The organism is Chimaeribacter coloradensis (assembly GCF_002858715.1).
GTDB classification, from domain to species: Bacteria; Pseudomonadota; Gammaproteobacteria; order Enterobacterales; family Enterobacteriaceae; genus Chimaeribacter; species Chimaeribacter coloradensis.
The window spans coordinates 47,387-72,880 of record NZ_PJZH01000016.1 but is presented as its reverse complement, the minus strand read 5'-3'; the positions used below and the strand labels follow the sequence as shown (position 1 = coordinate 72,880).

Here is a 25,494-nt window from a genome sequence, read left to right as displayed (position 1 = left end):
TTTTTTCCCGGGCCGTGCATAACGGGAAGGTGCCGCATGGGGGTATTTATGGACTCGTGAACATGAGGCACTTATGGCAAGAGCTATGTCTTTCACCCGCTACCACAGCACCCTGACGTCCCCACGTAGTGATGACACTTCGATGATTGCGCTGGCCGGGCCGGTAAACAGCGCCGCCGCGCCCGCCCCGCAGGCAGACGCGGCACAGGCGACCCTGACGGCCACGGAAGCGCAGGCCGCCGCCCAGACGCTGACGATCCATCCTTTTGCCGGTGACAATATCCTTAATGGGGTTGAGGGTGAAACCGAGCAAATTATTCGTGGTATGACAACCGGCGTAGCCGCCGGGCGGGTCGTCAGTATCACTGTTGGGGATTACGCCCATGCAACTGCCATAGTCCAGGCAGACGGTAGCTGGAGCACGACCATCCATCCCTCGGATATGTACTACGTGTTCCGCTATAACGGAAGTGGGATTATAGCGTCGGTAAGTAATGCCGACGGCCCCTATGTCTACGCCTCGTCACCTCTTACCGTGAATTATGGTTGGCCCTCTATCACCCTTCACGCCTTTACAGGGGATGATATTGTCAGCGGCCCGGAAGGGCAGGCAGTACAACGCCTGAGCGGCAGTGCGGGGTTTGTTGAGCCGGGCCAGACCGTCACGGTCACCCTCAATGAAAAAACCTATACTGCGCAAGTCGGGACGGATGGCAATTGGTACATCGACATCCCGGCCGCGGAGTTGGCAACGCTGCCCGATGGCGCAGAGATTATCGCCACCGTCAGCAATGCGCGCGGTCAGCAGGCCGGGGACAGCGCCATCCTGACGGTCAACAGCAGCCTGCCGTCACTGACCTTAAATGCGTTTGCCACAGACAACGTGCTGAGTGATGCCGAAGCCTTCCGCTCACCGACCCTGAGCGGCACCACCACCGGCGTCGAAGCCGGACAAACGGTGACCATCACCCTGAACGGCAAAACCTATACCACCCTGGTCGCCGCCGACGGCAGCTTCTCCGCCGCGATCCCGGCCGCCGATCTGTTGCAGCTATACAACGGGGAAGCGGAGATTTCAGCGGCCACGACCAACCTGGCGGGTGAAACAACCCGTGACAGCCAGTTCTTTACCGCCGTTTATACCACGCCGCGTATTATCGTTAACCCGGTTACAGGGGATAACTATATTAACGGGTTGGAAGTCGGCAGTGTTGAGATTAGCGGCAGCGCACCCTCTATTGCCCCCGGTTCTGTGATTAACCTGACGTTTGTCAACAGAAGCTTCAGCACGCAGGTAGAAGCTAACGGCACCTGGCACATCCCGATTGAGGGGATATTTATGTACGGCTTGCCGGATGGCCAGTATACGCTGACCGTTGACGCCCCCGGCAGCGCCCCGGTCAGCATGGAGGTGGGGGTCTATGCTTCGCCCCTTTATAACTTTCCGATGCGTATCGATACCCCGTTTGGTGATGGTGTACTGACCTCGGCCGAGATGGTACAGGAGCAAACCCTGACCGGCTCGACGGGGATCACCGGGGCAGGGCAGCGGATCGAGCTGCGTGTGTGGGAGTGGCGTTATGAGACCACGGCCGATGTTAACGGGGAGTGGGCCGTGACCATCCCGGCGGGCGCGCTGCAGGAGATCTCAGGAACGCGTGAGCAGATCTTTGTGGTGGCGTATGATTTCGCCGGTAACCTCGATTACGAGGAAAAAAGTTTCGAAGTGGCGTTCGGCGATGCCAACCTGACCCTTAACCCGGTCGCCGGGGATAACATCATTAACGCCGCCGAAGCCGCCGCCGGTATTGTGCTCAGCGGCACCGCCAATGCCTCGGCAGCCGGGCTGACGCTGACCATCACGCTCAACGGTGTGGTTCATCGTGCCACTATTTCCGGTAACGGCAGCTGGTCAGTGCCGATCACCACGGCGGAGCTGGTCAGCCTGCCTGACGGCATTGTCACGGCAACGGTGAGCCTGCCGGGCAGCACACCAGCCAGTGTTGAGGTGGGGGTAGTGATTCAGGCCAGCCCGGCTCCCCATTTCACTGCGCCCTTCGGTGACGGTGTGCTCACAGCAGAAGAGGCCGCGACCGACCAGCTGTTGACCGGCACCACCGGCGTGACCGGCAGCGGGCAGTCGGTGGTGGTCACGCTGAACGGCAAAACCTATACCGGTACCGTGGATGACAGCGGCCATTGGCAGGCCACCCTGCCGTCTTCTGTTTTGCAGGCGTTGCCGGAGGGCGGCGCGACCCTGAAGGTGGTTGCCACCGATGCCGCAGGTTACAGCGGCAGCGAAACGCTCACGATACTGGTTGATCAGATCACTGCCCCGATCACCATTTACCCGGTGACCGGTGACAATCTGGTTAACTTTGACGAGGCGCTGGGCGGTATCACCCTAAACGGCATCACCGATGGAATGCCACCCGGCACGGAACTCCTGTTGAATCTTGCCTGGAATACCTACACTACCACCACCGGCGCGGACGGCAGCTGGACGTTTGACGTTCCTGAGAGTGACATTTTCAGCAGCTGGTGGCAGGTCAGCCCGCTGGTACTGACGGTAACGGCCCCCGACGGGCAGTCCGCCAGTACCGTGATCGGCAACTATATTGATAACCGCGCAGACCCGACGTTCAATCAGCCCTTTGGCGACGGCATCCTCACCCTCGCCGAGGCGGCCACCGACCAGTTGCTCACCGGCAAAACCGGAATGCGCGGTGCCGGGCAGACGGTGGTGGTGATGCTGGAGAGTGAGCCGCTTGGCAACGGCAATGTCGCCTCATTCAGCGGCAGCGTGGATGAGAACGGCAACTGGCAGGTGACCCTGCCTTCCGCCGCGTTACAGGCGCTGACCGGTGACTGGGTCTATATGCTGGCTACCGTTACCGACATTGCCGGTAACAGCGGTACCCGTGAGCAGATCCCGACCCTCGCCCTGACGCCCCCGGCGTTAACGCTCGATCCGCTGACCGGCGACAACCAGCTCAACCGGGATGAGTTGCTGGCAGGCGTCACCCTCACCGGGCAGACGGATGCACCCGGTGCCAACGTTATTGTGACCTTGAATGGCAGTGCCTACTCCACTGTTGCCGACGGTGACGGCCACTGGGGCATTGCGCTTTTACCGGCAGTCCTGGCGGATCTGACATCCGGCAACTATACGCTGACAGCCACGGTGAGCGATGAATACAGCAACCAGACGCTGATCAATCAGGTTATCGTTGTGGAGGAAACGGCGCTGCCGGAGCTGACCTTCAACCCGTTTACCGGGGATGATCTCCTGAACAGCCGGGAACAGAGCCTTGATCAGTCCCTCAGCGGTTACGCCTACAACATTGATGCGGGCAGTGTCGTTACCCTGACGCTGAATGGAAAGCAGTATAGCGCTGACGTTCAACAGGATGAGCGCTGGAGCGTACAGGTTCCGGCCGATGATCTGGCCCTGCTGACTTACGGGGACGTGACTATCACCGGCAACGTCACGGATGCAGCAGGCAATGTGGTGGCGTCTGCAGAACACCTCTTTGTTGTCGACCCAAGCGCAGGCGGTATCAGCATCAACCCACTGGCGGGGGGCGATAATATGCTGAATGCCGAAGAGGCTGCCGGGGGGTTGGTTGTCAGCGGCACCGTAGATCAGGTTTCGGCGCGCGCCGGGGTCACGGTCACCCTTAATGGGGCGCATTATCATGCTTCCCTGGACTTCCCGGAAATTGGCGTTGACTGGACGCTGACCATTCCGCCGGAAGATTTGGCCCTGTTGCCGGATGGCCCGGTCACGATCAAGGCCACGACATATGATTTCTTATTTAATACCATCTCGACCATCACCACACTTGACGTGTATCTGCATAACCTGCCTGAACCCACCGTCAATACGCCATTTGGGGATGGCGTGCTTACCAGTGATGAAGTGCAACAGGCACAGATTCTCACCGGCAGCACCGGCGTCAGTGGGGCCGGGCAGAGTGTTACCCTGACCATTGCCGATTATCCGGTCTCCGCCGTCGTAGACAGCGACGGCCACTGGCAAGCCACGGTGCCGGTGACGACCCTGCAACAGCTGAGTCACGGCGACCTGGCCCTGACGGTGACGGCCACCGATGCCGCCGGTAATTTCAGCAGTACCCAGGCGACCTTTTTTGCGAATATCAACGAACCGATGTTCCAGATCGACCCGATCAGCGATGACAACATCCTGAATGCCGATGAGACGGCAGACGAGATCGTGATCAGCGGCCGTGCGCCGGCCGGCACGATCGTGGTCACCGCTTTTGATGACCCGGCCTACCGCTACACCGGCACCGTGGAGGCCAACGGCCGCTGGCAGGTCACCGTACCGGCCGGTCAGTTTAGCCATGCGGCCAACGGCACTTACACGCTGGTGGCGGAGCTGACCGCGCCGGACGGCACCGTCACCACCGCCACCCACGACGTGACCATCAACCAGCGGCCCTTTACCGGCAGCTTCTCCTTTGATGCATTCACCGGGGATGGGGTGATGACCTACGCGGAGCGCGCGCAGGATCAGGTACTCAGCGGCCGTTTCCTGAGCGATGAGAATCCTGACGGTGGGGTGAGCATCCACATTCAAACCTTTGATCTGGAAGGCCAGCCGTTCTTCTATTCCACCACGACCGACCAGGAGGGCCGCTGGCAGGTGACGTTACCCTCTGCGGATTTACAACAGATGACGGAAGGGTATCTGGTGGTGCTCGCCAGTGCCGTTGATGGGGTGGATAACCAGATTGCCGGGCAGTATGAAATTTTGGGCATGCCGGAAGAGGGCGGCACCCTCTATTTTAACCCGATTGCCGGGGACGATGTGCTCACCGCCGATGAGATCGGTGACGGGCTGGTGATTGGCGGCAGCGCGTTTTACCTGACGGCCGCAAGCAATGCGGTTCAGGTCAGCCTGAATGGGAGGGTACAGACCACCCAGGCACTGAGTTATGCCTGGTCAGTGACGTTCACGCCGGAAGAGCTGGCCGGGCTGCCGGATGGCCCGGTGACCGTCACGGTGTCCGCTTACGATCTGGCCGGCAACCTGATCACCCGCACTACTACCCTGTATGTGGATCTGAGTACCCCGGTCATCACCCTCGATCCAACCGCCGGGGACAACATCATCAACGCCGCTGAAGCGGCCGCCGGGGTAACGATCGGCGGGCAAAGCACCCGCATAGGCGGCACCGTCGGCGTGACGTTTAACGGCATCACTTATGACGCCGCGGTCAATGACGAGGGCAGCTGGCAGGTCACGCTGCCGAAAAGCGTCTTTGCAGGCCTGGAGGACAGGTATCATAAACTGACTGTCAGCCAGACCGGCAGCAACGGAAAGACCACCACCGTGACGGAGTGGCTGCTGCTGGACGCTGATCCCGCCAACCGCCCGGTGCTGCGCATCCATAACATTTCCGGGGATAATGTGCTCAACGGCGCGGAGCTTCAGAGCGACCAGATCATCACCGGCAGCTCAGAGAATGTCGAAAGAGGGCAGATGCTGAGTCTTAACATCGGCGGCGTCACTTATACCACCCAGATCCAGGCGGATGGCGGCTGGTCGCTGATTGTTCCGGCCGCCGATCTGGCGGCGCTGGGCGACGGCGGTGAAACGCTGCGCGCCGCTGTCATGGATACCTCCGGCAACCGCGCCACCGCCAGCCGCAACCTCACCATCAAAAGTGACCGTGACGGCCTGAGCATCGACCCGGTCACCGGTGACAACCTGATCAGTGCCACCGAGGCGGGCGGCGCGATCACCGTCACCGGCCATACCGACGGCGTGCAGCAAGGGGCAACGGTACACCTGACGCTGAATAACAAACACTACACTGCCACCGTCGGGAAAGACGGCAACTGGTCAGCGACGCTCCTGGCGGAGGATGTGGCGGCGCTGGGGCAGGGCAGCGCCACGCTCACCGCCTGCGTGAAAAGTGCCTGCGGCCAGATGCTCTACGCCAAAGCCGCCTTGACGGTAGACAGCAGCGCGCTGGAACTGACATTCAACCCGGTCACCGGCGACAATCTGGTAAGCCACCAGGAAGCGCTGGCGGGCTTTATGATGAACGGCAGCGCCAGTCTGGTTGCCGCCGGGCTGCTGGTGCTGGTGGTACTCAACGGGGAGGAGTATCGCGCCACCGTGCAGGCAAGCGGCAGCTGGGAGGTGTTGATCCCGGCTGAGGCGCTTTCGGAGCAGCCGGCAGGCCATTACCCGCTGACGGTAAGCCTCATACAGCGGGACGGCATGCTGACCACCGTGACCGGTGCGCTGACGCTGGAAGCGGCCCCGGACGCGGACGCCACAGACACCACCGCCGCCCTGACCGTCGCCAGCCAGGCCACAGAGGTGGAAAACGTCGCCAGCGCCCTGACCACGGCGCTGGCGGTGCCGGACGCCCCGGCCACGGAGCACCCGGCCTACGCTATCGGTGGCCTGACGCTGGATCTCGCCACAGGCGGCGAGGCGATCGGCGGCAGCGGTAATGACACCATCCTCCTGAATACGCTGGACTTCCTGCATATCGATGGCGGCAGCGGCACCGACACCCTGCTGCTGGCAGGCAGCGATCTGCACCTCGACCTCACCACGCTGGGGCTGAAGATCGAAAATATCGACATCGTCGACCTCGGCCACGGCGGCAACAGCCTGAGGCTGGGGCAGGAGGAGGCGCAGGCCGTCACCGGCCAGCCGGACGAGGATCTGGTGATCCGTGGGGCAGCGGGCAGCCAGCTGACCTTAGCAGGCGACGGCAGCGCCTGGGAAACCAGCGGCCAGCGCCATCTGGATGGCCTGACCTTCGATGTTTACCACTATAACGCGCCGGACAGCGCCGACCTGCTGGTACAGCAGGGCATTCTGGTGCAACAGGTGTAATAAGAAAGGGGCGCCGGAGAGGCCCGGCGCCTTATAAACCGGAGAGACCACGGTAAATAAACGGCGTCTCTGGCCTTTTTCCTAAAAAGGGCTGTTTTTCCCCTGCGCTGTCAAAAGGCAATATTCAGAGGCCGCGCGCAGACTATATAAATAACCCGGTTTACCCTATTTTCCTGTTATTTTTCGGTTACACTGGGCACCTGACAACAGACCCTGAATCAACACGTTAATCCGCCCCGGTGGCGGATCATTGCCTATCAGGGCGGGATGTTATTTTATTCGCGTTATTCATTAACCTTTTTATTCTTTTTTTGCCTTGCTGCACCAGCCTGGAAAGCGTAACGCCATGATCGTTGAGTCTTTATGGAATCGCCACGCGGTTTATTTCCGCACGCCGGAATATACCACAGGGCAATTATTCAGGATTATTAAATAAGAGGCAGTGTATGACTACCACGCGTTCCTCCCGCTCTACCGGCAACCTTATTTCCCCCGCGTCCGATGAAAACGCCCTGAGTGCGCTGGCCGGGCCCGGTGCTGTGCAGGCAACCGCCGCCGCCACTGACGTGCAGGCCGTTGTGACCCCGTCGATTACTGTTGACCCCTTTGCCGGGGACAATATCCTTACACCGTTTGAAGGCGATTTTATTCAGACCCGCGTCCTGAGCGGTACCACCACCGGCATTGCGGCCGGAAGAATAGTCACCCTCCGGCTCAGCAACTTTGTGGATATGGTCTCAGCCACGGTAAAGGCGGACGGCAGCTGGCGCACGGAACTCACTTACTCTGAGATGGATACCCTGCTCAGGCAGGGGGCCGGCCCTGCTATTGAGGTGTCTGCCAGAACGGAAACAGGGGACGAGATCAGCGTCAGCGTGCCGATGACGTCCAGCCGCGACTGGCCCTCCTTGCTTGTGTATGCATTTGCCGGTGACAACACCCTCAGCGGCCCGGAAGGCCAGGCCATCCAGATACTGAGCGGCAGAACCCATCATGTGGAAGCGGGGCAGACGGTCACCCTGACGCTGAACGGCCACACCTACACCGCGACTGTGGGGGAGGATGGTTACTGGCAAACCACCGTCCCGGCGGCCGAGGTGGCGGCGTTGCCTGACGGCGCAAAGATTATCGCCACCGTCAGCAACCTGGCCGGGCAGGAGGCGGGTTACACCAGCAAGTTGACGGTGGACAGCAGCCAGCCCTCCCTGACCATTAATCCCTTTGCCACTGACCATGTGCTGAGCGATGCCGAAGCACTGCGGCCGCAGACCCTGAGCGGCACCACCACCGGCATTGAGGCGGGGCAGGTAGTCACCCTTACCCTGAATTATAAAACCTACAGCGCCACCGTCGCGGCGGACGGCAGCTTCGCCACCACCGTGCCGGCCGCCGATCTGCTCAAACTCTATAACGGCCAGACGGAGATCACCGCCAGCGCCACCAACCTGGCCGGGCAGACCACCCACGGCAGTGAAATCCTGACGGTGGCCTATACCACCAACCGGCTGACGGTAAACCCCATCGCCGGGGATGACTACATCAACGTCGGTGAAGCAGGTTCACTGGTTATCAGCGGCACCGCCCCTTCACTCCCGGCGGGGTCAGCCATCCGGGTGGAATTTGCTGACAAGACCTTTTCAGATGTGGTCACGGCCAACGGGAAATGGAGTATCTACGTTGATTATTATAAGATTTTCCTCCTTCCTGACGGCCAGTATAACTTCACCATTACCGCCCCGGGCAGCGCGCCGGTCACCCGGGAAGTGGGGCTCTATTTAAACCGCGAAAACTATTGGGTGAAGATGGACACCCCCTTTGGCGACGGCGTGCTGACACCGGAGGAGGCGGCGCAGGGCCAGGTGTTAACCGGCACAGCCTCGAAAGGCATGCTGCGGGTGGAGGTCTACCTCGGTAATGGGACATATCAGGGGAACGTGGACGCAGAAGGCCACTGGCGCGTGACCCTCCCCCCTGAGGGATTGCAGGAGCTTGCCTATTGGGGAACCCAGGCAGGACTCACGGTGTACGCCTTTGATGTGGCTGAGAACCGTACCGAGACGAGCCATACCATCGATGTCGTACCCGGTGAGATCAACCTGACGCTGAATCCGGTCACCGGGGATAACCACATCACGGCGGCGGAAGCGGCAGCGGGCATCGTGCTCAGCGGCAGCGCCGACCCGGCTGCGGCGTGGTTGACGGTGACCGTCACACTCAACGGCGTGGCCCATACCACCACCATCAACGAGGACGGCAGCTGGTCAGTGCCGATCCCCACGGTGGAGCTGATCAACCTGCCGGACGGCACCGTCACCGCGACCGCCAGCGTGCCGGGCACGACCCCGGCCACGCTCGACGTGACCGTGGGGATTCAGGCCAGCCCCACGCCGGCATTTGACCTGCCGTTTGGTGACGGCGTATTGACGGCAGAGGAGGCGGCCACCGACCAGTTGCTTACCGGCACCACCGGCGTCTCCGGCAGCGGGCAGTCAGTGACCCTGACGCTGAACGGCAAAACCTATGCCGCTGCCGTCGATAATGACGGCCACTGGCAGGCCATGCTCCCGGCGGTGGATTTGCAGGCGCTGCCGGAGGGGGCTGCGGCACTGAAGGTGCTGGCTACCGATGCGGCCGGTAACAGCGGCAGCGCGGCCACCACCGCCCAGGTGGATCTGGTTTTCGCCCCCATCAGCATCAACCCGGTGGCCGGTGACAACCTGATCAACTATGCAGAGGGCCAGGCGGGGGTCACCCTGAGCGGCATGACGGACGGGCTGCCGGCCGGTACCAGGCTGATCCTGACCATACTCCAGATCCCGGGCAACGGCGGCCGGTATTACACCACCACCACCCGCGAAGACGGCAGCTGGTCGTATAAGATTTCGAGTGATGAGCTCTACGGATACTGGAATCAGGTGGACCAGCAGACGCTGACGGTGAAAGCGCCGGACGGGCGGAGTGCCAGCATACAGATTGGTATGCATTATGACTCCGCCATAGCCCAGCTTAATACACCGTTTGGCAACGAGGTGCTCAACGCGGAGAAGGCCGCCGTTGACCAGCTGCTCACCGGCAGAACCGGCCTGCGCGGGCCGGGGCAGACGGCGACCGTCACCATGGAAGGCATCACCTACAACGGGACGGTTGATGAAGAGGGGAACTGGCAGCTGATCCTGCCGTCCTCTGCGTTGCAGGCGCTGGCCGGTAAAGATGCTATCACGCTTACCGTTACCGTGAGTGACATTGCCGGTAACACCGCGACCGAGGACCGGTATTTCGTCACCGTTGACCTGGTTGCGCCGACCCTGACGCTGGATCCGATCGCCGGGGATAACGTGATCACCTTTGCCGAGGCGGAAAAGGATATCATCCTCAGCGGCACCTCCTCCGAACCCAATGTGAAGGTGACGATCACACTTGGCGACCTTACCCTCACCACGGAGGCCGGGGATAACGGCATCTGGCAGGTCACCATCCCGGCGCATACCCTCAGCGGCCGCGACGGCAGCTTCCCGGATGGCACCTATCAGCTGGTGCTCACTGCACGCGATTACTACGGCAACACCACCACCACCACCCAGGACCTGCGCCTGGAGGTGGAATCCACCGTCCGCCCGGTGCTGCGCATCCATGATATTTCCGGGGATAACCTGATCAACGGCGCGGAGTTGCAAAGTGACCAGATCATCACCGGCAGCTCGGAGAACGTCGAAAGCGGGCAAACGCTGAGCCTGAAGGTCGGCAGCGTCACCTACACCACGCAGGTGCAGGCGGGCGGCGGCTGGTCGCTGATCGTTCCGGCCGCGGATCTGGCGGCGCTGGGCGATGGCGGGTTGACGCTGCGCGCCAGCGTCACGGACGCCGCAGGCCACCGCGCCACTGCCAGCCGCAACCTCAACATCAAAAGTGACCGCGACGGCCTGAGCATCGACCCGGTGACCGGCGACAACCTGATCAACGCTGCCGAGACGGGCGGTGCCATCACCCTGACCGGCCACACTGACGGCGTGCAGCCCGGGGCAACGGTGCAACTGACGCTGAACAGCAAGCACTACACCGCCACTGTCGGCCAGGACGGCAACTGGGCAGCCACGCTCCCGGCCGCGGATGTGGCGGCGCTGAAAGAGGGCAGCGTGACCCTGACCGCCGGCGTAAAAAGCACCGGCGGCCAGATGCTCTCCGCCAAAGCGGTGCTGACGGTGGACACCACCGCGCCGGAGCTGGCGTTTAACCCCCTCACCGGCAATAACCTGCTAAGCCAGCAGGCGGCGCAGGCGGGCTTTACGCTCACCGGCAGCGCCGGGATGATGGCCGCCGGGTTGCTGGTGCTGGTGGTGCTTAACGGCGTGGAGTACCACGGCAAGGTGCAGACGGGCGGTGACTGGTCGGTGGCGATCCCGGCGGAGGCGCTGGCCGATCAACCGGCCGGTGATTACCCGTTGACAGTGAGCCTGACGGACGTGGCCGGGAACCTGGCCAGCGTCACCGGCGCGCTGACGCTGGATGCCGCCCCGGGTACGGAGGGCGCTGAACAGCTGTCCGCGCTGATGGTCACCAGCCAGGCGGCTGTTGCAGACAACGCCGACAGCACCCTGACCAGTGCGCTGGTTGCGCCGGAGGCGGCGGCGGCAGAGTCACCGGCCGGGCACGGCACCTACACCATCGGCGGGCAGACGCTGAACCTGACGGAACACGGCGGTGAAGCCCTCGGCGGCAGCGGCAATGACACCATTGTGTTGCACACCCTGGACTTCCTGCATATCGACGGCGGCAGCGGTACCGACACCCTGCTGCTGGCAGGCACGGATCAGCACCTCGACCTCACTGCGCTGGGGCTGAAGATCGAGCACATCGATATCTTCGACCTCGGCAACGGCCACAACAGCCTGACGCTGGGGCTGCACGACGCGGAGAGCGTCACCGGCCAGCCGGACGAGGGCCTGCTTATCCGCGGCGCAGAGGGCAGTATGCTGACATTAACAGGTGGAAGCGATGCCTGGGCCAGCAGCGGCCAGCGCGACATAGATGGCCTGACCTTTGACGTCTACCACCACAGCGCGGCGGAGGGCGCGGATCTGCTGGGGGATCTGCTGGTGCAGCACGGTATTCTGGTGCAACAGGCCTAAGCTAAAACAGCATTTTATTTATAACCGGGGTCGCCATTGTGGCCCTTTATTTTTATTCCCGCTTCGCTATTTATGCATTTACTCAGGCGGCGCGTTTTTCATTTATTCAGGGCGAGGTAAAAACCGGGCGAATTATTTGGGATTCAGCTCCCATAACGAATAAAATCGTCCGTTACAAGTTGCAGGCTATTTAATTTCATCGCAACTACGACTACTATTTAACCTGATTTTAACAATGGCTAAATTTGTTAAAATAGGGGGGCGCGTAACAACGTCAGGCGCGGTGCAGCCTGTAAGGCCCTGTTTTTCTCTGTATTAAACACATCATGTTGATCATAAAGCCCCTTTCTGCCCGGCCTGCACAAGGGAATGGGCCTGCCCGCGGGCTGAAAAAACAGGCCTGAGAGATGCCGCTATTTAAAAAACATGGTTTTTCAATGCACAGGAAAGCGTGGCGGGGAAATAACCGTTTTTATAGGGTGTTTCTTTATTTGGAAGAACGGTTGGCTCATTAAAAAGAGGTACGCCTTGCCGTGCAGGGTGTACAGATAATGTTCCATTTTCTTTTTTTCCTTCGAATGAAATAAGCGGGGGCATCCCGCATGGAATATGAACGCGTTTTTTAAATAAGAGGCAGCCTATGAAAAATATCCCAGAACTCTCCCGTTATTCCGGTGCGTCAGAAGTGAGCCGCGCCGGGGTTGTTGCCGCCGCGGCAAGCAGCGCGCTGGCCGAGCCGGTGCTGACCATCGACCCGCTGGTGCCGGACGACGTCATTAACTTTGCCGAGGCGGAAGAGGAGATTACCGTCAGCGGCACCTCGTCGCTGAACAGCGCGCTGGTCACCCTGACTATCGGCAACCAGACCTTTACCACCCAGACCACGGCAGGGGGCGACTGGCAGCTCACCATCCCGGCGCATACCCTCAGCGCCCGCGACGGCAGCTTCCCGGACGGCACTTACCAGCTGGTCGCCGAATCCGCAGACGGCGACGGCAACCCCGTTTCTGCCACCCGGGAACTGCGAATCAACGCCGACCCCGACTCATTGCCCACGTTAAGCGGCGGGCTGGAGAGCGTCCTGACGGGCGCAGAGCATCAGGTGGCGCAGGCGATCCACGGCACCACCCAGAACGTAGACGCCGGGCAAATCGTGACCGTCAGCCTGAATGAAAAAAGCTACACCGCCGAGGTGCAGGAGGACGGCAGCTGGAGCCTGATCATCCCGGCGGCGGACATCGCCGCCCTGCCTAACGGCGCGAATATTTTGCTGGCCGACGTCGTTGACAGCGCCGGTAACCCGGCGGAAACAGTGATCAACCGCTTTACGGTGGAGGATACGCTGGACGGCATCGCCATCGACACCCTGGCCGGGGATAACCGCCTCAATGCGCAGGAGGCGCAAAGCGATCTCACCGTGCAGGGGGCCGCCAGCAATCTGGCGCAGGGCACGCCCGTGACCCTGACCCTGAATGGCCAGAGCTACAGCAGCACCGTGGCCGCCGATGGCCGCTGGCAGCTCACCGTGCCTGCGGCCGATCTTCAGGCGCTGGCTGATGGGCCGGTCACCGCAGAGGTCACCGCCCTTAATGCCGCCGGTGACCCGCTGACAGACAGCCTGACCCTGGGCGTCTACGCCAACGCGCTGCCGCAGGTCTCTATCGACTTCCCGATTTCAATCAACGCTGAGCGTGCGCAGCAGGACCAGATCCTGTCCGGCACCGCCAGCGTCAGCGGGCTTAACCCGGTCGTCAGCGTCACCCTTGACGGCCAGACCTACCAGGGGCCGGTGGGCAGTGACGGCGTCTGGCGCGTCACGCTGCCTGCGGGGGTGCTGCAAACCCTGGATGACGGCAACTACCCGCTGACCGCCACCGTCACCGATCAGGCGGGCAACAGCCGCAGCGCCACCAGCCAGCTGGAGGTGGATGTCACCGCGCCGGTGCTCACCTTTGACCCGGTTACCGGGGATGACGTGCTGGATCGTGCGGAGCTGCTGGCGGGCATCACTCTCACCGGCCACACCGACGAACTGATCAGCAGCATTATCGTCACCTTTAACGGCCACCGTTACATCGGCTCCCCGGACAGCGACGGGCTGTGGACGGTGGCGCTGCCCGCGTCGGCGCTGAACGGCCTCGCCCCCGGCAGCTACACCCTGACGGCTAAGACAGGCGATGGGGCGCTGAATGAGACCGAGGTCAGCCGCACCATTACCGTTGAAGAGACCAACCTGCCGCTGCTGAACATCGACCCGTTCACCGGTGACAATGAGCTGAACAGCGCCGAGCGCGGCGTGGCGCAGGAGCTGACCGGCACCACCACCCATGTGGAGGCGGGGCAGACGGTCACCGTGACTTTCAACGACAAAACGTACACCACCACGGTGGAGGCGGACGGCAGCTGGCGGCTGATTGTACCGCAGGCCGATCTGGCTGAGCTGGGCGTGGTGCGCCCGAACTATGACCTCACGGCCAGCGTCAGCAACAACAACGGCGACAGCGTCTCCGCCACCGAAGAGGTGACGGTGGTCACCGGCCGCACGGCGGTGGCGATCGGTATTGTGGCGGGGGATAACCAGCTCGACACCGCCGAAGCCGCCACGAACCTGACGGTCAGCGGCGTGGTGATCGGCGTGCCCTCGGACAACGTCGTCACCGTGACGCTCAACGGCCAGAGCTACACCACGCTGGTGCAGAGTGACAACACCTGGAGCCTGCAAATCCCGGCCGGGGATCTGGCTGACCTGAGCAGCGGTACCTACACCGTCACCGCCCATGCGCTGGACACCTTTACCGTGCCGGTCACCGACACCCTCGACCTGCGGGTAGTATTTGATGATTTCCGCCTTGACCCGATCACTGAAGACAACATCCTCAGCGCCGATGAAGCGGCCAACGAGATCGTGATCAGCGGCCATGCGCCGGTGAGCGCGGCGGGCGGCAGCGTGGCGGTCACCGCCTTTGATGACCCGGCCTACCATTACACCGGCACGGTAGCGGCCGACGGCAGCTGGCAGGTCACGGTACCGGCGGGCAGCTTCAGCGGCGTCGCCAACGGCGTCTATACGCTGGTGGCGGAACTCACCGCCCCGGACGGCACCGTCACCACCGCCAGCCACGACGTCACCTTTAGCCCGCAGCCGTTCAGCGGCGGCTTCGTCTTTTACCCCTTTGCCGGGGATGATGTGGTCGATGCCGGGGAACAGGCGCAGGACCAGATCCTCGACGGCACCTTCTTCCTGGACGACAGCCCCACGGGTGAGGGCGTGGCCGGGCTGGCGGTGACGATCCGCATGACCTCCTTTGACGGCCAGAGCTTTACCTATACCACCACCACCGGCGTCGGCGGCAACTGGCAGGTTACGGTGCCGGCCGCCGATCTGGCGTTGCTGCCCGATGGCCGGGTTGACCTCGTGGGCAGCGTCACGGACGGCGCGGGTAACACCATCAGTAATGACAATGTGTTTGTGGTGCTGGCTGACCCGGGCACCCTCACCATCGACCCGATCGCCGGGGACAACGTGCTGACGCCGGAGGAGGCCGCCGCCGGGCTGGTCATCAGCGGCAGCAGCCACTTTATGGCGATGCCGCTGGATGTGCAGGTCACCATCAACGGCGTCACCCACAGCTTCTCCGACTACAGTGACACCTGGGCCGTGACCTTTACCCCGCAGGAGCTGGCCGGGTTGCCGGACGGCCCGCTCACCGTCACCGTCAGCGCCTTTGATCTGGCCGGTAACCCGATCACCGCCACCGCGCCGCTCACCGTCGAGCTGGGCGACCTGCAACCGCTGACCTTCGACCCGTTCGGCGGCAGCGACAACTATATGGACGAAGATGAGCTGGAGAGCGATCAGCTGCTCAGCGGCCACGCGGACAACAGCCCGGCGGGCAGCATCGTGACCCTGACGCTGGGCGGCTTTACTTACCAGGCAGAGGTGCAGGCAGACCACAGCTGGAGCGTGCTGATCCCGTCGGCGGATCTGAAAACCCTGCCCAATGACCCGACCACCGACATCCTCGGCAGCATCAGCGACGCAGACGGCAACCTGCTGGCAGTGGGCAGCCACAGCTTCCTGCTCTACCGCACGCCGGGGCAGCTTAACATCGACACCCTGGCCGGTGACGGCACCCTCACCGCCGACGAGGCCAACGGCCCGCTGGTGATCAGCGGCACCATTACCAACGGGCAGGTAGGCGCGGCGATCACCGTTGATCTGAATGGCCACCTCTACCAGACCACCGTCACCGACTCTGACGGTGCCTGGAGCGTCACGGTGCCGCAGGCGGATCTGGCGCTGCTGGGCAACACCGACTACTGGGTCTCGGCGACCTCCACCGATCTCAGCGGCAACGAAATCAGCGGCCTGAACCTGCTGACGGTGGATCTCTCCGCGCCGGTGATCACCCTTAACCCGATCGCCGGGGATAACATCATCAACATCGCCGAAGCCGCCGCCGGGGTGGCGATCAGCGGCCAGAGCTCCGAGGCGGGCGGCACAGTCAGCGTGCTGCTTAACGGCGTCACCTATAACGCCGCCGTCAACGACGAGGGGAGCTGGCAGGTGACGCTGCCGAGGCGCGTCCTCGCCGGGCTGGAGGATGGGCGCTATACGCTGACCGTCAGCCAGACCGACGCCGACGGCCAGACCACCACCCTGACCGAGTCGCTGCTGCTGGACGCTGACCGGGCCAACCGGCCGGTACTGCGCATCCATAAAGTCTCGGGTGACAACGTGATCAACGGCGCGGAGATCCAGAGTGACCAGATCATCAGCGGCAGTTCGGAAAATGTCGAAAGCGGGCAGACCCTGAGCCTGAAAGTCGGCAGCGTGACCTACACCACCCAGATACAGGCGGGCGGCGTCTGGTCGCTGGTGATCCCGGCGGAAGATCTGGCGGCACTCGGCAACGGCGGGGAGACGCTGCGCGCCAGCGTGACGGATACCTCCGGTAACCCCGCCACCGCCAGCCGTAACATCACCATCCATAGCCACCGCGACGGCCTGAGCATCGACCCGATCACCGGTGACAACCTGATCAACGCCGCCGAAGCAGGCGGGGCGATTACCATCACCGGCCATACCGACGGCGTGCAGCGCGGTGCCACGGTGCACCTGACGCTGAACGGCGAGCACTACACGGCGAAAGTCGGCCGTGACGGCAGCTGGTCGGCGACCCTTCCGGCCGCGGATGTGGCGGCGCTGGAAGAGGGCTGCAACACGCTGAAAGCGAGCGTCAAAGGCGCAGGGCACCAAACCCTGCACGCCAAAGCGGTATTGACAGTGGACACCCTCGCACCGGAACTGGCGTTTAACCCGGTCACCGGGGATAACCGCATCAGCGTGCAGGAGGCGCAGGCGGGCTTCGGCCTGACCGGCACCGCCACCGCTGCGGCCGCCGGGCTGCTGGTGCTGGTGGTGCTGAACGGCGTGGATTACCACGGCCTGGTACAGGAGGACGGCCACTGGGCGGTGGCGATCCCGGCCGGGGCGCTGGCGGATCAGCCCGCCGGTGACTACCCGCTGACGGTCAGCCTCGCTGACGTGGCCGGGAACCTGACGACGGTCACCGGGGCGCTGACGCTGGAGGCCGCGCCGGAGGCGGCAGAAAGTGACGCGGCCCAGGCGATGGCTGCCACAGCAACCGCTGCCAGCACCCTGGCCGCCGCGCTGGCGGTGCCGGAAGCGGCGGCCACTGAGGAACAGGGCACTTACAGCATCGCCGGGCTGACGCTGGATCTCACCGCAGGCGGCGAGGCGATCGGCGGCAGCGGCAATGACACCATCGTTGTGCACACGCTGGATTTCCTGCATATCGACGGCGGCAGCGGCACGGACACCCTGCTGCTGGCGGGCAGCGATCAGCACCTTGACCTCACCGCGCTGGGGCTGAAGATTGAGAATATCGACGTCTTCGACCTCGGCAACGGCAGCAACAGCCTGACGCTGGGGCTGCATGAAGCGGAAAGCGTCAAAGACCAGCCGGAGGAGAGCCTGCTCATCCGCGGGGCGGAGGGCAGTGTGCTGACATTAACCGGTGACGGCGGAAGCTGGGCCGACAGCGGCCAGCGCGACGTCAATGGCCTGACGTTTGATGTCTACCACCACAGCGCGCTGGGAAGCAGCGATCTGTTTGCGGACGTGCTGGTGCAGCAGGGCATTCTGGTACAGCAGGTGTAACGCAATAACAGGGGGGAAAAAGGCCGGGCGGGAAACCCGGCCTTTTTTATCGGCATCCGGCGCGGGGGCCTTTCCTTAATAACCGCCCCGGTTATTACCGATAAAAAGGATAAAATATTCTAATGTTTTCTCCGTGATTTTAATGAGGGGGCTTTTTATGGCTATTATTTCGCGCCGGAATAAATGGGAAGCCACCCGGATAAATTCACCGCAGATCAAGCTGTAATTGAAGGGGCTTATTTTTCCGCTGTTATTTTCTGATATCACGCTGTGTTAACTTAATTGTTTTCAGGACTTTTCTTAGCCCAATAACGGGCGCATTTTCCCATAGACTTTCTCTCAGGCCGGAATATCCGGCCCTTTTATTTATCCTAAAAAAACAGCATTTATCGGTTATTACCTTAACCTCTGGGCCTTTTTGTCTTTTTTTGGCCGCGTTTATTACTGCACGTCACCAGTCTGGAAAAACATAACGCCCCTGAGCAGCGGGGCTTTTGAATTGATGCTCCCCCGGCCGCGCGGGCTGACCCGGCGGCCGGGGACTCATGACGATTCCTACAAGAGGCAGTGTATGGCAACCACAAACCCAAGCTCCCGATCCTCCGGCAACGCCCTCGCCCAGGTGGCCGCAAGCGACCTGACCTTCACCCTTGACCCGCTCTCCGGGGATAACGCCCTGAACGCCGCCGAGGCCGCCCAGCCGCTGGTGATCAGCGGCAACACCTCGCCGTGGCTGCCTGACGCCGCCGTAGAGGTGCTGCTGAACGGCACTTCCTACCGCGCCACCGTCAATGCGGATGGCCGCTGGAGCACCACCGTGCCGGTGGCGGCCGTGGGCGCGCTGCCGGACGGCGCGCAGCCGGTGACCGCCACCCTCACCGCCGCCGACGGCACCTCCCAGCGCGCGGAGGCGACGCTGGCGGTGCACGTCACCACGCTGCCGCAGGCGGAACTCGACCCGCCCGCCACCCTCAACCAGGCGCAGACACAGAGCGACCAGACGCTCACCGGCCGCACCGGCGTCAGCGGTGAGGGCCAGAGCGTGGTGGTGGCGCTTAACGGCCAGACCTACAGCGGGGAGGTCACCGCAGACGGCACCTGGCAGGTGACGCTGCCGTCCGCCGCCCTGCAGGCGCTGGCAGAGGGCAGCTACCCGGTCAACGTGACGGTGACCGATGCCGCCGGGAACGTGAGCACCACCCAGGGCAGCCTGCCGCTGGACATCACCGCGCCGCAACTGGCGATCGACCCGGTCACCGGCGACAACCTGCTGAGCCAGCGGGATGTGCAGCAGGGGATCACCCTCACCGGCCAGTCCGGCGAGCCGGGCCGCCCGGTGGCCCTGACCTTCAACGACCAGAGCTACAGCGCCACCGTGGCCGCCGACGGCACCTGGCGGCTGGCGCTCCCGCCTGAGGCACTGAGCGGGCTGGCCGCCGGTGACTACACCCTCACCGCCACCACCACCGACGCCGCCGGGAACCCGGCCACCGCCCAACAGACCGTGACGGTGGACACCAGCAACCTGCCGCAGATAGCGATCACCCCCTTCACCGGTGACAACCAGCTCGACCTCGCCGAGCGTAACGTGGCGCAGGAGCTGAGCGGTACCACCCGCAACGTGGAGCCGGGGCAGACGGTGAACATCACGCTGAACAGCCACAGCTACAGCACGGTGGTGCAGGCGGACGGCAGCTGGCAGCTGATTGTGCCGCAGATCGACATGGTGCAGATTGCCGCGGGCACGCTTCCGCTGAGCGCCACCGTCACCGATCTGGCCGGGAACAGCGCCAGCGCCCGCCAGACCATTACGGTGGTCAACGGCGGGCAGACGGTGGCGATCGACACCCTGGCGGGGGATAACATCCTCAACGCCGCCGAAGCCGAAACCGACCTCACCATCAGCGGCGTGGCGCAGGGGCTGGCGGTGGGGAACAGCGTCACCGTCACCCTCAACGGCGTCAGCTACACCGCCACCCTGACCAGCAACGCCACCGTCAACGGCGGCACCAGCTGGCGCGCCACCGTCCCGGCGGCAGACCTCAACGCGCTGGCGGACGGCACCTACAGCGTCTCGGCGGAGGTGCGCAGCAGCAGCGGCACGCCGGTCACCTCCACCCAGGAGCTGCTGGTGGTGATCAACACCCAGCCTGACCTGCTGAATGACAGCCCGTTCGGCGACGGCTACCTGAACCTCGCCGAGGCGGCGGCCGGGCAGTTCCTCTCCGGCCACACCGGCGTCACCGGGGCGGGGCAGAGCGTCACCGTGACGCTGGCCGGGCAGAATTTCACGGCGGTGGTGGATGAGGGCGGCCAGTGGCGCGCCGCCATCCCCCCGGCAACGCTGCAGGCACTGCCCAACGGGCTGGTGACCTACACCGTCACCGCCAGTGACGTCGCCGGGAACACCGTGACCGGCCCCGGTGCCTTTACCGTGGACTTCACCCCGCCGGGGCTGAACATCAGCCCGCTTACCGCCGACAACATCGTCAACCAGAGCGAAGTGGGCCGCGGGCTGATCCTGCACGGCACCTCGGCAGATGTGCCGATCAACACCAGCCTGGGGGCCACGGTGGTCGCGACGCTCAACGGCGAAACCTACACCACCACCGTCACCGAGGACGGCATCTGGAGCATCCCGCTGCCGCCGGGGGCGCTGGCCGGGCTGCCGGACGGCAGCTACCCGATCACCGCGGAAATCACCGATGACGCGGGCAACCATACCCTGGTCACCGGCGCGGTGGTGCTGGCGGCCGGGCCGCTGAACACGCCGGTGCTCACCTTCGACCCGTTCGCCGGGGACAACGTGCTCAACGGCGCGGAGCAGAACACCGCCCAGACCCTGAGCGGCCACGCTGACCATGTCGAGGCGGGGCAGCTCGTCACCCTGGGGCTGAACGGCCGCACCTACACCGCCGTGGTGCAGCCGGACGGCAGCTGGAGCGCCGCCGTCCCGGCCAATGATCTGCGCCTGCTCAGTGACGGCACCCTGACGTTGACCGCCACGGTGGACAATATCGCCGGCAACCGCGCCACCGCCAGCGAAGAGCTTACCGTTGACCTCAACCGCGGCGGCATCAGCGTCAACCCGCTGGCCGGGGACGGGATGCTGAACGTCGCTGAACAGGCGGCGGGGCTGATTGTCAGCGGCACCACCGCCGGGGTGCCTGTGGGCAACACCGTGACCGTGACCCTGAACGGCCGGGAGTACACCACCACCACCGACGCACAGGGCATCTGGGCCCTGCGGGTGCCGCCGGAGGCGCTGGCGCAGCTGGCTGACGGTCGGCAGACCCTCGCCGTCAGCACCACCGACGCCGACGGTGACGTGGTTTTCACCCGCGCGCCGCTTAACGTCTTCCTGAATAACCTGCCGCACCCGACGCTGGACACGCCGTTTGTGGATGGGCGGCTGAATGCCGCCGAGGTGCAAACCCCCCAGATCCTCACCGGCCACACCGGCATTACCGGCGCGGGGCAGAGCGTCAGCCTGGCGCTGGGCGGGCTGATCTACACCGGCACGGTGGATGAGAACGGCGTCTGGAGCCTGAGCCTGCCGCCTTCCGCCTTCCGCGGGCTGGCCGAAGGCACCACCTCCTTTGAGGTCACCGTCAGCGATCTGGCGGGCAACACCGCCACGGCCGCCAGCCCGGTGGTGGTGGATTTCACCCCGCCGACGCTGGTGGTGAACACCATCGCCGGGGATAACATCGTCAACGCCCGTGAAATGGCCGCGGGCGTCACCCTCAGCGGCAGCGGCTCCGAAGTGGGCGGCACCGTCAGCGTGACAGTGCTGTTCAACAACATCAGCTATGAGGCCACCGTGAAACCGGGCGGCGGCTGGAGCCTGCGCCTGCCGCCGGGCGCGCTGAATAACCTGCCGGACGGCCGCTATGACCTGCTGGTCAGCCTGTCGGACGCGGCGGGCAACACCGCCACCGAGACCCGTTCACTGGTGCTGGACGGCGACGCCGCCACCCTGCCGCGCCTGCGCATCAACGCCGTCTCCGGCGATAACCAGCTGCACGGGGCTGACCTGTTCAGCGACCAGATCATCAGCGGCTCGGCGGATAACGTCGAAACCGGCCAGCAGGTGCAGCTGAGGATCGGCAGCCACACCTACACCACGCTGATCCAGGCGGGCGGCATCTGGTCGCTCACCGTTCCGGCGGAGGATCTGGCGGCGCTGAACAGCGGGCGGCTCACCCTGCTGGGGCGCGTCTCGGATCTCGCCGGCAACCCGGCCACCGCCACCCGCTTTGTCAACGTCAACACCGACCGCGCCGGGCTGAGCATCGACCCGGTCACCGGTGACAACCTGATCAACGCCGCCGAGGCGGGCGGGGCGATCGCGCTCAGCGGCCACGCCCTGGGGGTCGCCACCGGCACGGTGGTCAACCTGACGCTGAACGGCCACCGCTACACCGCCCGGGTGGATGCGGAGGGCCACTGGGCCACCCAGATCCCGGCGGCGGATGCGGCGCAGCTCCCTGACGGCACCCTGTCACTGGTGGCGCGCGCGGCGGGCCTCAGCGGTTCACAGCTCTACACCAGCATGCCGATCGGGGTGGTGGCCCATACGCTGCCCGCCCCGACCGTGAACACGCTGTTCGGCGACGGCCTGCTCGGCCACGCCGACGCGGCGCAGACGCTGGGGCAGAGCATCGCCGGGAATACCGGCGTCACCGGTAACGGCCAGAACGTGGTGATTACCCTGAGCGGCCGGGAGATCCACGCGGTGGTGGACAGCCACGGTGCCTGGAGCGCCACGCTTCCCGCCGCGCTGCTTACCGGCCTGCCGGAGGGGCAGAACAGCCTGACCGTGACCGCCACGGACGCCGCGGGGAACCGGGCGCAGACTGAAGGGAGCTTCCAGGTGGATTTCACCCCACCGGCGCTGACGCTCGACCCGGTCTCCGGCGACGATGTATTGCTGAACAGTGACACCAACACCACGATTTCCGGTACCGCCGACATGGACACCGTGGGCCAGAAAGCGGTGGTGACGCTGTTTGGCGTGCCGTACCAGGCGGAGGTGCTGTGGGACGGTAGCTGGGCGCTCTACCTCAGCGGCCTGAACCAGATGCCGAACGGCATCTACCCGATCACCGTCAGCGTCACCGATGCCGCCGGTAACGTCTCGACCCTCAGCCGGGAGGTGCAGGTGGCGCGTAACCTCGACCTCGCCATCACCCGCGATGCGCTGACCGGGGACGACGTGCTCAACGCCGCGGAGATTCAGGTGGATCAGGTGATCACCGGCCACACCGTGGGCGTCGAAGCGGGGCAGATCCTGACCCTGCGCTTCAACGGCACCGACTACACCACCACCGTGGCCTCCGGCGGAGAATGGCGCGTCACCATCCCGCAGTCGGCGCTGGCCGGGCTGGAGAACGGCGAACGGGTGATCATCGAGTCGCGGGTCAATGACATCCACGGCAACCCGGCGGTGCAGAGCCAGGCCGCCACCGTGAACCTCGATCAAGGGGGAATCGCCTTTCACCCGGTGGGGGGCGACAACACCCTGAATGCGGAAGAGGCGGCCGGCACGGTGGTGCTCAGCGGCATCACGGCCTATGTGGCGGAGGGGGCGGCGCTGGCGCTGATCTTTGACGGCCACAGCTACACCACCACGGTGGCGGCGGACGGCAGCTGGCGCTTTACCCTGCCTGCGGCGGATGTGGCGCGGCTGCCGGACGGCAAGGTGCCGCTGACCGCCACCGTCACCGATCTTGACGGCACGCTGATCACCCAGAGCACCGACATCCATGTGCACATCAACTCGCTGCCTGCGCCGACGCTTAACACGCCGTTTGCGGACGGCCTGCTCAGTGCGGCGGAAGCGGCGGCCGGGCAGGCGCTCTCCGGCACCACCGGCGTCAGCGGCGAGGGGCAGCAGGTCAGCGTGGCGCTGGGCGAACAGCGCTTTAACGCCATCGTCGCCAACGACGGCAGCTGGACGGTGCTGATCCCGGCCGCCACCCTCCAGGCGTTGCCGGAGGGGCGCGCCACGGTCACCGTGACGGCGCGCGACGCCGCGGGCAACAGCCGCGAGGCCAACAGCACCTTTACCGTGGACGTCACGCCGCCTGAACTCAGCGTCAACCCGCTCACCGGTGACAATGTGATCACCGCGCGTGAGGTCCAGAGCGGCTTCGCCGTCACCGGCAGCACCACCGCCGCGGCGGCCGGGCTGATGGTGGCAGTGGTGCTCAACAGCGTCACCTACCACACCCCGGTCCATGACGACGGCAGCTGGTCGGTGGCGATCCCGGCGCGGGCGCTGGCCGGGCAGCCGGACGGCCACTACCCGCTGACCGTGAGCCTGGCGGATGCGGCGGGCAACCTCACCACCTCCAGCAGTGAGTTCACCCTCGGCACGCCGCCTGCGGTGGCCGTGGCCGCGACAGAGAGTGCGCCGGCTGCCTCCGCAGGCAGTGAGGCGGCGGCCGTGGGGGAGGCCCCCGTTACCCTCAGCACGGCACAGGCCGCGGCCCCCCTGGCTGAGGCCACACCCGGCGAGACGGCCTACTCCATCGGCGGGCAGGTGATTGACCTCACCACCCCCGGCGGTGAGGCGCAGGGTGGCAGCGGCAACGACACCCTCAGCCTGCACACGCTTGATTTCCTGCACGTTGACGGCGGCAGCGGCACCGACACGCTGCTGCTGGCGGGCAGCGACCAGCACCTCGACCTGACCGCGCTGGGGCTGAAGGTAGAACACATCGAGATTTTTGACCTCGGCAACAGCGGCAGCAACAGCCTGACGCTGGGGGTGCATGAGGCGGAAACCGTCAAAGACCAGCCGGACGAGAGCCTGTTCATCCGCGGGGCGGCGGGCAGCCAGCTGACGCTCACGGGCGACGGCGATACCTGGGCCACCACTGGCCAACGGGTGGTGGACGGCCTGACCTTCGACGTTTACCACAACAGTTCACTGGAGGGCAGCAACACCCTGGGGGATGTGCTGGTGCAGCACGGCATTCAGGTTCAACAGGTGTAAACAGCCATCGCACCGCGTTTTATGGCCGGGGCCGGGGAAACCCGGCCTTTTTTATGGCCTGAGGGCAGGGTGGGAAACGGCCAGCGCCGGGCGGGAAAACGGTGCCCGCACCGCCTGCGGGGCCATTATGCACGGTGTTTTCCCCGGCAACAGGCAGGGGCAGGCCAAGCCCGCAAATACGATCCAGCCAGCACAATAGATAAATTCTTTTGATGTATCCGGTGCCCTCTTTAAAAAGAGGAAAAGTTGTGTTTATTATGTGTTACTTAAGTTAAATTATCGTTGATTGTGTTAA

The 25,494-nt window shown here is 64.0% G+C and carries 4 protein-coding genes; all 4 read left to right on the top strand.

The genetic code is table 11. The features are described 5' to 3' along the window. Nucleotides 1-73 precede the first annotated feature (73 nt). The 4 genes from CYR32_RS14720 to CYR32_RS14705 all read left to right on the top strand — a co-directional run bounded on the left by CYR32_RS14720 (nucleotide 74) and on the right by CYR32_RS14705 (nucleotide 25,199). On the top strand, nucleotides 74-6,886 hold the full coding sequence (locus tag CYR32_RS14720) for an Ig-like domain-containing protein (protein WP_101825728.1): 6,813 nt from the start codon (nucleotides 74-76) through the stop codon (nucleotides 6,884-6,886). Between the two features lie 446 nt (nucleotides 6,887-7,332). Next, nucleotides 7,333-12,012 carry an Ig-like domain-containing protein gene (locus CYR32_RS14715; protein ID WP_101825726.1) on the top strand — a complete coding sequence of 1,560 codons (4,680 nt, stop codon included), beginning with the start codon at nucleotides 7,333-7,335 and terminating at the stop codon, nucleotides 12,010-12,012. Between the two features lie 640 nt (nucleotides 12,013-12,652). Then, nucleotides 12,653-18,196: an Ig-like domain-containing protein gene (locus tag CYR32_RS14710; protein WP_101825724.1), complete on the top strand. Its 5,544-nt coding sequence runs from the start codon at nucleotides 12,653-12,655 to the stop codon at nucleotides 18,194-18,196. Nucleotides 18,197-18,767: 571 nt separating this feature from the next. Then, entirely contained in the window at nucleotides 18,768-25,199 is a 6,432-nt protein-coding gene (locus CYR32_RS14705) for an Ig-like domain-containing protein (protein WP_165698250.1), read from the top strand. Nucleotides 25,200-25,494: the final 295 nt, after the last annotated feature.